An 11,384-nucleotide genomic window follows, 5' to 3' on the forward strand; every position below is an offset into this window, starting at 1 on the left:
TACTTAAACTATTATTATAATGTATAATTATATTCATCTGATTACGAGCCGTGTACAATTCAATTAAGTACAAGCTTGTTAAAACAAAATATATTATTTAAAACTTAAAAAAGGAGGCCTCTTAATGAAAACACGTTCTCTTACTTCTGGAAACATTCTAAAATCTCTCGTTTCCTTGGCATTGCCGATAATGGGTACATCCTTTATCCAAATGGCGTATAACTTCACAGATATGATATGGATTGGAAGACTAGGAAGTCTCGCTGTAACAGCTATTGGTACAGCCTCCTTCTTTACATGGTTTGGTCAGTCCTTTGTCATCATCAGCAAAATAGGTTCTGAAGTATCTATAGCTCAACACATCGGCGCCAACGACATGGACGGAGCTAAACATTATGTTGTAAACGGCATAAAATTCAACTTACTTCTCGCATTGTTGTATAGCATATTTCTAATCTCCTGTCAGAATTTGCTTATAGGCTTCTTTAAACTCAACGATGCCTCTGTAGTCTCAATGTCTAAAACATATTTGGTAATTGTAGCTCTTGGTTTGATATTTAATTTTATCAATCCCATGCTTACTGGATTATATACAGCACAAGGAAATAGTAGTTTACCCTTTAAGATTAATACCATGGGCTTAATATTCAACATTGTATTTGACCCAGTTTTCATATTTGTATTCAAGCTTGGAGTTGCTGGAGCTGCTATAGCTACTGTATTGGCTCAAATCGTTGTCACCATCCTTTTTATTTATAACATTAAACAATCAGGTATGGAACTTTTTAAAGTAAACTTCAAAGAGCGCTTCAACGGTGCCATAATAAAAAAAATATGTAGCCTTGGATGGCCTGTTGCACTTCAAAATGGCTTGTTTTCATTCTTTGCCATGGTAATTGGTAGAATAATCACTGGTTTTGGAGACTCAGCCCTTGCTGTGCAGCAAATTGGCTCCCAGATTGAATCTATTTCTTGGATGACTGCAGATGGCTTTGCAACTGCCATAAGAACATTTGTAGCCCAAAATTTTGGTGCAAAAAAACCTGATAGAATTGAAAAGGGATACAAAGTGGCTATATCAGTGGCCCTAGTCCTTGGATTATTTGCATCATCCCTTTTAATACTAGGTGCCGAACCAATATTCTCTTTATTTATTCAAGAAAAAGATATAATACCTATGGGAGTAGATTATCTTAGAATTTTAGGACTTTCTCAGCTATTTATGTGTATAGAAATAACCACTGCCGGTACCTTCAATGGGCTTGGCAAAACCCTTTTGCCATCAATTATTTCCATAGTTTTGACAGGTGCCCGTATTCCGTTTTCAATGTTACTGTCCAAGCCAGACATGTTAGGCCTTAACGGTGTATGGTGGGTAATAAGCATGAGCAGTGTTGTAAAAGGAATTATAATGGTTACACTTTTCTATTTTATGATTTACAGAAAAAGACGATTTGGCATTGAAAATACTTTGTAATAAATAATTTATAAACAAAATAAACTGCGTTATATAGATAATCCCTTCTATAACGCAGTTTTTTAATTGAATCTTATTCTCTAATACACCTAACAGTAACTCGCTGCTTTCCTCCATAGGTACAAGTAAATAAAGTCAAATCCCAGCTTCCCTTTTCCATCTGCTCCACTGCCTTGCCATCCATATTCACAATGTCCGCAACGACAAAACTATGTGTGTGGCCCTTTGTATCCGTAAAGTATACTGCATCTCCAGGGTTTAAATTGCCTATATTTCCGAAATGGCTTTCATAATTATGTGCAATAACAATCATGGAATTATCATATATGTTTCCCTTATATACACAGGGACTCAATTTTAGATTTTCATAACTCCACTTTTCTAGCACCGGTAATTCTATATTTAAGCTTGGGATACTAATAGTACCTATGTAAGCTTTATTTCCAACTGAAATGGTGCCCATGGCTTTTGGAATCACCACTTTATCAGTTGAATCTATATTTTTGCGTATTTCATTGTTTAACATATTAACAGTGGTTTTAGATATTTTCTCAGCTTGCTTATCCTGCCAACCATTGTACAAAAACAACGCAATGGCACCAAGTAAAAGCATACTGCCCAAAATCATAAGGCATATTCCTCTTTTATTATGCTTCATTTTTTTCTCCTTAAAAACACATCTGCCCATCCAAGGGAAAATATCAAAACACCGGAAACAGCTAAAACCGGAATGGGCCACTTTAAAATACCCGTTTGAGGTAATTTAGGGTCTGGAGTATGGTCTGGATCAGGGTTATCATCTGTTGGAAAATCATCCTTATCTTTATCCTTATCAATGTCATCATTGGGGTCATAGGGGTTGTTAGGCTCCTCTATAGTTACCTCAACTTTGGGAAAAGCTTCAACTTTATATATAAGGGTTCTACCATCTTCACTAGTGTAGGGAATAGATAAAACAAAAGGGTTGATTCCACTATAAGGTAACTCCTTTGGCATTATCTTGTCAAAGGTTACAAGATACACCCCCAAATTGCAAGACTTCAGTGTAGCCTTTCCACTCTCATTTGTAAGAAGCTTTATGGGTTCCACCTTGTTTATATCAGCATACTCCGTCAAAGCCTTGGCCATGCTTTGCCACTGATCATTATCGCTGCCAGGATCTAATCCCGCATTTTTAAAATCTCCTGTAATTTTGTACTTCATTCCATTAGGGGAATTTTCAACTGTAGCTATTTTGTATATATATACATTGAAACCACTAACAGGTTTTTTAGTATCCGGAGTCTTAACTGTAATTGATATGTCGCCAATCTTCTTTGAAGCATAGTCCAGCTCCGTTGCAAAGGCATGGAATGGGTAAAAACAAAATAATATTAAAAAGCAACATACTAAAACACCAATTATTTTTTTCATAAATTGTCTTCATCCCCTTTCCTAGCTCTCATAATATGCATCCTCTTTCTTATCAAAAATATTAGAACAATAACCATAATAATTGGTATAGCAATAGCAGCAGCTACATTAACAGGAGCTATCACGGTAGCATCCCTTCCCGCACTGGTTTTTTCTGCTATGGTTTTTTCATAGGGAACTCTAGTACCTCGAATCAAAAGCCTATGTGTATTTATGCCATAGGGTGTGCAAGTAACCAAAGTCATATAGTCTTTACCTTGTACAATTTTTAGCTCTTCTGTATCTGTAGGCTCCACTGTTTTAATCTGATCCACTTCATAGGCAAGCACCTGATCCAATACATAAATATAAAATATGTCTCCAATTTTCATCTTGTCCAAATCTGAAAACAGTTTGGCTGATGGCAATCCCCTGTGTCCTGACAAAACAGCATGAGTGCTGTTACCACCTACTGGCAGAGATGTCCATGGCATGTGACCAACTCCAGCCTGTAGCACCGGTTCCCCAATCCCATGGTAGATAGCCAATCGCACATCAATCTTATCTATTTTAATATATCCCATCATGCCGCTTCCATTTAGGTTAAGGATATCATTGTACTCCTTGCCACCCATAACCTCCTCTTCCGTAGCAGGAAATTCATTAGAAGAAACCCTTTGATTGTAGCTCTGTGCTTTAGTAAGGATTTTTGAATAATCTTCTTTGCTTATATGGTGAACTTTATCTTCATAATCTGCAATAGCCTTGGACTGTCTATATTTATTCCACAAATCACTCACCGTCGGGTACAGTAGTAAACCAAGACCTAAGAGGAATACAAAAACCAATATTATTGTTGAAATGTGTTTTTTTATCATAGGCTTCCTCCTTGTGTACTATCCTAGCTTACTACCACATCCGATATAGAGAGGATCTAATCCCCCCTATGTCTTCCGTGATAACTACTGTTTTCTATAATTCTTTTCTATGATTCTTTTCCATGCTTTTTCTTTTTCATAATCATAAGAACAACTGCAAGTGCCATAATACCAATACCAGCTACAACAAAAATTGTGGTACCAATACCACCTGTTGTAGGAAGTAGTGATCCCGTATTATTAACTACAACTGGAGTATTCCCTTCTACCTTTACAAGTTCAGTATGCTCTCCATTATAAGTAGCTGCAATTGTAACAACCATAGGTTCACTAAGAAGATTATATCCCTCTGGTGCCCTAGTTTCTGTCAAAGTATAATTGCCGGCTTTAAGCCCTACTACAAAAATCTTACCACTGCCATCGGAAACTATTAGAGAATTTGTTTCAGTACCCGTAGTGCTTGGATCTACAATGTATTTTCCAGACACCCCATCTTTTACTAGAGCTATATAACTTCCATCAGAATTTTTAAGTGTAAATTCCGCTCCTCCTAACACTCCGCCACTACTGTTCTGCTTTGTTATATCTAGCTGGAAAGTGTATACCTTTACTTCCTTTGAAGGAGTGTTTTCTACACTACTACCATCATTGGGATTATTGCTATACTTTAAGCTGGCCGTATTTGTATTTGTACCATCTGGGTATACTAAAGCGTCCTTATTTAGTGTAGCAGAATAAGTTACAACAATTGCATCGCCTTTATTATTAGCTTTTAATATTGAATATGGAATTGTCACGGTGAAAGTTTGTCCATTTGGAATGATAGTGCATTGAGTTGTGCTCTCATTAGCACCAATCATAACTTTTACATTATTATCAAAAGTAAGACCCTTGCTTAAAGTATCACTTATTGTATATGTGTAAGATGAATATCCAGTAAGATCTGGAACCTTGGAAGTAAGCTTAAATTGTATATGTTCACCTATCTGAGCATCTACAGCTTCTGTATTGGAAGATCCAACTTCATTAGATGCACTATGGGAAACACCGGTTATTTTTTTGTCCATAGTAGGAGCATCAGCTTTTAAATTTACAGTGACTTCTGGATTAGTCGTAGTCAAAATAGCTGCCGCAACTGTTTTTTCACCCTCACTAGTAGCCCCACTGTTACCTTCATCGTAAACAAGATAGTATCCATGGTCCAAACCATCTATTATAGCTTGGTTGGCAGAAGTTGCTGTTACACTCTTTCCAACTGCTGCACCTTTAGCTGCATATAATTCTTTTGCCAGAATTTGAAGTTGTTCATCACCAGATAAGTTAGCTACATAATCGTAAGCTTGTTGATCTGTATTGTACCCTTTACTATTAAAGAAAGATTTAAACTCATTAGTTATAGAATAACTATAGTTTGTCTTTGATGCGTCGTAAATTACGTCAAATATTTTGTATGCTGTATACTTATGCCCATTCATAGAAACTGTTGAATTTGTGTTACTAATTGTTATTTTCCCATCCGTTGCTGCCAAAATACTCGTAGAAAACATGCTGAATACCATAATAACGGACATAAGCAACGCAAATATTTTCTTAATTGATTTCATGATTATTTCTCCCCTTAAATTCTTTATTTTTTTTTAATTGCATTTTTAATATAAGGATTTTAAAAAATTTTTATTTTAAATCACCCCCACCACTTCTTTTTTCTATAAATACAGACGAAAGTTGCAAAAACAATTAATGATATGCCTAGGGTTGAATATTTCCTTGTACCCTTTCCACCTGTTTTGGGAAGTACATCCATGGCAGTTTTAGATTTATTTATGATCTCCAATGTCCCTGCCTCTATTCCCACACTATTTTCGGCACTATATGTCGTATCATATCCAGGCACAACACTTATTTCCTTTAGATAGTATTTGTAAGTATAGGTCTTGGCGTCCTTCACTTCCTCAGTGGGTATATCACTCCAAAACTTCTGCCAGTTGTTATTCTGATTTAAAACAACACTCTCATACAATTCATCTGGTGCTGCAGTGACTTCTCCAATTCCAGGTTGTACATATTCTAAGTTCAGTAATTCTAGACTATTTGCATATATACTGTTCCCATAATCAGGAGATAGGGAATAATATGTGACCGTCATATCATTATTTACAGTAATAGTTTGTAAACTAGTAGTACGTATGCTGCTTTGTTCTCTATCTGTACTTGTATCTGTTTCCACATCATCAGTGGGCTTGCCGTCTTTGTATATTTGTGAAAAATTTGCCCAATCGCCATAATAATATGCCCTAACGTAAAATGTAACATCTGTGCCAGGTGGAACTTTTATAACTTCTGTTTCTCCTCCATAGGAAATTGTAAGTGACACAGGGTCTAAATCTGTATAACTAACATGTCTCCATAACTCTGCATTAATATGTGGAAACAAGCTTGTATCTTGAATAGGATTTCCAAAATAATTTTGCCATACTTTCCTTATAGTAATAGTTCCTTCTTCAGGAATAGCTCTATTTGTTACAGTAATTGTTCCATCTTCAAGAGTAACAGAACTACCTACCATAGTTGTATATCCATCGACAGGATTTTCTTCCACGTAATATACAAATGGATCTCCACGCTCATCTTTGCTAGGCAATTCATTAAAAATAGTTTTCCACCCATTTGAATTATTTAAAATTGACTGTTCTACATATTGAGCCGTAGCACCCTCTACTCCAGTTTTTCTGTAAAGTGTTACTGTGACACCTGGCATAAGCGACACATCTGACACATATACACCATTAACATCTTGCCATCTCTTTATAACTTCTATGGCTATATTAGCTTTTTCCTCACCGGCAACCAATCTTCCATTATTTCCAAGTGTAATTACTATTTTACTATTTTCTTTAATTGATGAACTACTTGTTCCTATGGTCTCTGTGGCATTTTCCGTTTTATTCACTGAATTATTAACGTATCCACCACCATCCAGGTAGTATGGATTGTTTATCCTAGGATATAGCTCTGCCTTTGCAGTGTGACCATCCCATCGATTGGTGTAAAACAAATCTCCATTTTTCGCATTGGACATCGCTTGTTTTGTGAGTCCCACTTTGTAAATAAGTCGTATTGGCAGATCTTCGCAATAAACACCTTTATATCTATCAAAAGCATAAACTGGCATGCAATTATCAGGTACACTCATTGATACCACTTGATTGCCAATAGAATCAGTAGTAACCCTTACATCAATTTGCTCTAAGTTTGTAGTTCTACTAGTATTGTCATCAGATGCAGTATATTTATAAGTATATTTTTTTACTAAGGAACCACTAGAATTATCCTCAACTTGGGATGTGTAAACATAGTTTTTACCATTATACCTTAAAACAGGTGCTCCCTTTACCTCCATACCAAGACCTATGGGATCTGTGATATTAACTGATGTATTCTGAATAACGGCAAAGCCATATTCCACCTTGTCCACAATTTCCTGAATAATGCTATTGAACACCTCATTTAATTGTTCTTCTGTCATGTTTCCAAAATAAGAGCTTTCGGAATAATTATAACCCGTGTCCTTGTATGGATTTGAGATAACGGGCACATCTTTATTTGTCCATCCTAACGGCTCAACATATGCATTATCTACTACAATAGTTGAATATCCATACTCGTCATTAAGCAAATGACACATTTGTAAGCCCGTATATTCATTATAATAGGCTGTACTATTCATAAGACTTACAATGTTTTCCGGCGTTGGATCTAGCACTGTCCGCTTATAATCATCGCCAGTTATAGACCCTGAAGTAGCACTGCCCTCACCTGTTTCATTTATACCCATACCAATAGTGTAGAATCCCGAATCTCTTCCATAATGCCTCCCAATCTCACCTTTATAATAATTGGCCGACAGAATTGTATAATAACCTAGAACACCTTGATTATTGGAAGGAGTAGCTGAATACCCATTTCCATAATGAGGTCCATTAAGAACGTCATTGTAATTGCTTGTACAATATGTAGGCTCTCCATCGGACAATAAAATTACTACAGGTTTGCGTTTCACTGTGTATCCATTGCTATCTGTATAAGTAGTATTTGCATTTTGCTGAAGCATATTATTTGCATATGCAATACCCGCCTGTGTATACGTTCCACTCCAATTTCGAAGTTCACTTTGATTTACAGTGGATCTCTGTATTACTTGTCCTTTTGAATCCTTAATCCCACCTTCAACAGTTTCAATCTCTCCATATTCTGTATACCATAAGTATTTATTATTTACATCTCCCGTTGTGTACCTATCAAGAGCAAGAAAATTCGATGCCCCATCAGAAAAATTGACAATTCCTATGCGATTGTTGGGATTTAAAGTCATGATTTGCCTAATGGCTGGATTTATTGAATTTACCATAATTTCAGCACGAGTCACTTCTCCAACTTTATTAGCTTTCATACTACCAGATGTATCCATGATAAACACAACATCAGCTGGAATGTCCACCTTCTCACCATTAAAAATATTGTACTGCTGTGCTAAAGCTGACAAGGAAACACCAAAAGTTCCATTTTCATAACTGTTAAATGCATTATAATCATCCTTTCCATACGTAACTGACTTATCTGCCAATACCTTTCCATCATCAGAAGCAACACCAGTAAACATAGCTTCAATTTTAGAACTTCCAGGATCAGATGAATAATTCCACGGGCGACCATTAAAAGATTGTACCCCTTGAATAGAACTAGATGGCTCTATATAATTAGCCTCACCAACTTGACCTTCCATAGCTTGCAACGCCGGTTTAGAGGATAAATCATCCAGATATTTTTCACCACTATTGCCTACTAAAGTTATAGCAGGAGTAACGGTGAGTGAAATTATAGCAAATACAATAACTATTGATATTGCAACAATGCGATTTCTATTCTTTTTTTCTCTATTTTTTTGTGCCATCATACGAGCAATCATATTTCTTGAACTTCTCATTCCACTCTACCTCCTTACCATACTTAGTATAACTCTCAACTAATTTGTTACAGATCCCATGCGCTGAAAAGGGTATACCCTTAAAACTATTTTGCCGACCACTCTTTCAAAATGAATATTTCCAACATCTGCGGAACGACTATCTATAGAAACAGCTCTGTTATCACCTAAAACAAAAAAACTATTTTCTTGTACCTTCACGGGCATGGTTACATTGCATATGCCCAGTGACTTTTCGTAAATATAAGGCTCATCAATGTACTTATTGTTCACATAAACCTTTCCTGATTTGTCCACCATCACAGTATCCCCAGGCAGTCCCAAAACACGTTTAAGCAGTACCTTATCATTATAATAAAACGCAATAATATCTCCATGCTTAATTAAATTCACATCCTTTACCGCCACAATGATATCTCCATCAATTAAAAGAGGTTCCATACTCGTGCCATTAACCTTCATAACAGGCAACCACAACGTAGCGATTAACACAGTAAAAGCAGCAACTACAATAAGGCTAGACAGAAACTTTTTGTATATTTTATATCTATCCGAAGCTTCTGTCCTTCTCTTCAATTCCATATTTATTTCTTCAAGAGAAGGCATAAAGCCATATTGCTTTAAATCATTTTTAGCGTCTTTTCTTCTATCTCTACTTCTATCTCTATTCCCTGTTCTTATCATCTATATTCAACACCTTTTGTTGATATCTAGCATATGCCTCTTGCTGTTCATAATACATTTTCTTTGCTCCATTAACGTATATATCTGCTGCCTTTTCAGCGGCCTCTATTATTCCACTAATACCTATAGCTGCTTCAGCCAAGGATCCAACAGAAGAAAACTTCATCTTTTGCTCTTGGAGTTCATTTGTCAACAACTGAATTTGTTGCCTTAATTTTTCATTTTCTTCTTCTTGTTTCTTCATAATTTCTAAAAGTTCTATCTTGCTTAATTTTCTTAATTTTGTATTTTGAAATCTATCTTTTTTAAACAAGCCCATCACTTCACCATCCACGAACTTTATTACATCACAATGTAGCAAACACATATCACCAATATAACACTCCGCATTTTTCCATAAAAAAACCGCATCTGAGTTTATAATATCCAGATACGGTAAATATTAATTTCGGTGTCAGGCTGCCATGCGCGTATTAGCGTTTAGACCCTATTGCTTTGCGTCACACATTTTCATGTGTTTTGCCATTATCGTGTTTTTAATCCGTTTCTAAATAAAACGTAGGTTCATTGTTAAAATACTACAACAACTACCATAATAATACTTCTATTCTCATAAATTATAGTTTACTAAAATGAAATTGTCAACAGTATTTTTTGTAAATACTATTACTAAATTAATTTTTTTAAAATACTTATGATAATTATTATCGCTTAATATGCTTTATTTGTCAATATGTTTTGTTTATTAATATGTTTTATTCGTTAAAAATATCCCTCCAAAGCAGTTTTGTGTATTTACATTGTCTACTTTAGAGGGATCATATCATTATCCCAAGACTTATTTATTTTTTTGCAAGATACAAATCTATAGTGTCATATACATTTATGTATCCACCATAATTATTTATTGTATCCTTCAGTTCCCCTTCAAAAAGTATTTTCTTTTCTTCCTTAATAGCTCTATGATCTGAGTATGTATTTAATAAGCATATATAACTCTCTGCATCAAAAGTTCTTATGCCATGATATAATTTTGTGCTAATATCCTTAAATCCATATTTTTTTAGTTCTTTAGGTATAGTTGTACAATCTTCTATATTAATTGATATTGGTTTTCTAGATGATGGTCTATACTTATCATATACTGACTGTATGGCATCAAAAAGCTTTTCTTCTTTCATAGCCACAAATGGGTGGTTCCAAAACAATGCTACTGTACCGCCCTTCTTCAAAAGTCTGTAAACTTTTTCATACCCTATTTTCTCCGGGATCCAATGAAAAGCTGTAGCACTATATATTATATCCACACTGCTTTCACTACCACTATATTTTTCAAAAGACATATTTTCTATTGAAAAATTTTTATACTGAAAAAACTTTTTCTCAGTATATGATGCCAATTTATCTCCAAGTTCTATAGCTGTTACATGACATCCTGTTTCTAAAAAAGGTTGCGTTGCTTGCCCCGTGCCTATTCCAATTTCAAGCGCATTGGAATTTGGGCCCATGTTGGAGAAACTTATTATGTCCTTAAACAAATCCGTCACATAATGTGGTCTCCACCTATCATAATTCTTCTCATCCTCATTAAATCTAAGTTTCGCTTCCATACCTTATTCACCCCTTTAAATTTACCATTCTTATCGCAATATTATTTATTATAAGTATTTTTCACTATATCTACAAGTAGCCCTATAATGTACTATAGTTGTAACAATAAAAACTAAGGATTATCTTAGCTATGAAGAAAATGAGAAAATGTTATCTGTAACAAAAGTAAAGTTGATATAACATTGGCTGTAGTGTTAAACCCTATAAGGGGCAAAAAGAGGGGCAAAACAATAAAAATGACTAGCTTCTAATCTCTTAAAAGCTAGTCATTTCAATAGTTTATGGTGCGTCAGAGAAGATTCGAACTCCCGACCAACTGGGACGGTTTAAAGGATACCATATCATTTTAAAACGTTCC

The 11,384-nt window shown here is 35.2% G+C and carries 9 protein-coding genes and 1 riboswitch; of the genes, 1 reads left to right on the plus strand and 8 read right to left on the minus strand.

Translation table 11 applies throughout. The annotated features are described in order from the left end of the window. The first annotated feature begins 88 nt into the window (after window positions 1–88). Complete coding sequence (locus BUA73_RS05185; RefSeq protein ID WP_278319406.1) at window positions 89–1,477, plus strand: MATE family efflux transporter; 1,389 nt, start codon at window positions 89–91, stop codon at window positions 1,475–1,477. 73 nt (window positions 1,478–1,550) lie between these two features. Here the strand turns inward: BUA73_RS05185 and BUA73_RS05190 are convergent, their stop codons facing one another. From BUA73_RS05190 to BUA73_RS05225, 8 genes are all read right to left on the minus strand, one after another. Next, window positions 1,551–2,135 (minus strand): sortase, encoded by a 585-nt coding sequence (locus BUA73_RS05190; protein WP_072903093.1) that lies wholly within the window; start codon window positions 2,133–2,135, stop codon window positions 1,551–1,553. After that, on the minus strand, window positions 2,132–2,890 hold the full coding sequence (locus BUA73_RS05195) for a hypothetical protein (protein WP_072903094.1): 759 nt from the start codon (window positions 2,888–2,890) through the stop codon (window positions 2,132–2,134). The genes BUA73_RS05190 and BUA73_RS05195 overlap by 4 nt, the downstream gene beginning before the upstream one ends. Further along, the gene (locus BUA73_RS05200; RefSeq protein ID WP_178139227.1) at window positions 2,887–3,747 is read right to left on the minus strand and encodes a class C sortase; all 861 of its coding nucleotides are present in this window, start codon (window positions 3,745–3,747) and stop codon (window positions 2,887–2,889) included. The genes BUA73_RS05195 and BUA73_RS05200 overlap by 4 nt, the downstream gene beginning before the upstream one ends. Window positions 3,748–3,854: 107 nt before the next feature. After that, the gene (locus BUA73_RS05205; protein WP_072903095.1) at window positions 3,855–5,351 is read right to left on the minus strand and encodes a SpaH/EbpB family LPXTG-anchored major pilin; all 1,497 of its coding nucleotides are present in this window, start codon (window positions 5,349–5,351) and stop codon (window positions 3,855–3,857) included. An 80-nt stretch (window positions 5,352–5,431) separates the two neighbouring features. Further along, on the minus strand, window positions 5,432–8,731 hold the full coding sequence (locus tag BUA73_RS05210) for a Cna B-type domain-containing protein (protein WP_072903096.1): 3,300 nt from the start codon (window positions 8,729–8,731) through the stop codon (window positions 5,432–5,434). Window positions 8,732–8,770: 39 nt separating this feature from the next. Then, on the minus strand, window positions 8,771–9,415 hold the full coding sequence (lepB, locus tag BUA73_RS05215; RefSeq protein ID WP_084672079.1) for a signal peptidase I: 645 nt from the start codon (window positions 9,413–9,415) through the stop codon (window positions 8,771–8,773). Beyond that, a complete protein-coding gene (locus tag BUA73_RS05220; protein WP_072903097.1) occupies window positions 9,396–9,776 on the minus strand; it encodes a hypothetical protein in 381 nt (126 codons plus the stop codon). The genes lepB and BUA73_RS05220 overlap by 20 nt, the downstream gene beginning before the upstream one ends. 86 nt (window positions 9,777–9,862) lie before the next feature. Beyond that, a riboswitch (cyclic di-GMP riboswitch) is annotated at window positions 9,863–9,949 on the minus strand. A 308-nt stretch (window positions 9,950–10,257) separates the two neighbouring features. Further along, window positions 10,258–11,025, minus strand: coding sequence for a class I SAM-dependent methyltransferase (locus tag BUA73_RS05225; protein ID WP_072903098.1), 768 nt, complete (start codon window positions 11,023–11,025; stop codon window positions 10,258–10,260). Window positions 11,026–11,384: the final 359 nt, after the last annotated feature.

It is taken from the genome of Hathewaya proteolytica DSM 3090 (assembly GCF_900142225.1).
Lineage (GTDB): Bacteria > Bacillota > Clostridia > Clostridiales > Clostridiaceae > Hathewaya > Hathewaya proteolytica.

What these genes read in the sequence shown, in the direction of transcription:
- BUA73_RS05190 (WP_072903093.1), bottom strand. Translation starts at nt 2,135, where the DNA reads ATGAAGCATAATAAAAGAGGAATATGCCTTATGATTTTGGGCAGTATG.
- BUA73_RS05195 (WP_072903094.1), bottom strand. Translation starts at nt 2,890, where the DNA reads ATGAAAAAAATAATTGGTGTTTTAGTATGTTGCTTTTTAATATTATTT.
- BUA73_RS05200 (WP_178139227.1), bottom strand. Translation starts at nt 3,747, where the DNA reads ATGATAAAAAAACACATTTCAACAATAATATTGGTTTTTGTATTCCTC.
- BUA73_RS05205 (WP_072903095.1), bottom strand. Translation starts at nt 5,351, where the DNA reads ATGAAATCAATTAAGAAAATATTTGCGTTGCTTATGTCCGTTATTATG.
- BUA73_RS05210 (WP_072903096.1), bottom strand. Translation starts at nt 8,731, where the DNA reads ATGAGAAGTTCAAGAAATATGATTGCTCGTATGATGGCACAAAAAAAT.
- lepB (WP_084672079.1), bottom strand. Translation starts at nt 9,415, where the DNA reads ATGATAAGAACAGGGAATAGAGATAGAAGTAGAGATAGAAGAAAAGAC.
- BUA73_RS05225 (WP_072903098.1), bottom strand. Translation starts at nt 11,025, where the DNA reads ATGGAAGCGAAACTTAGATTTAATGAGGATGAGAAGAATTATGATAGG.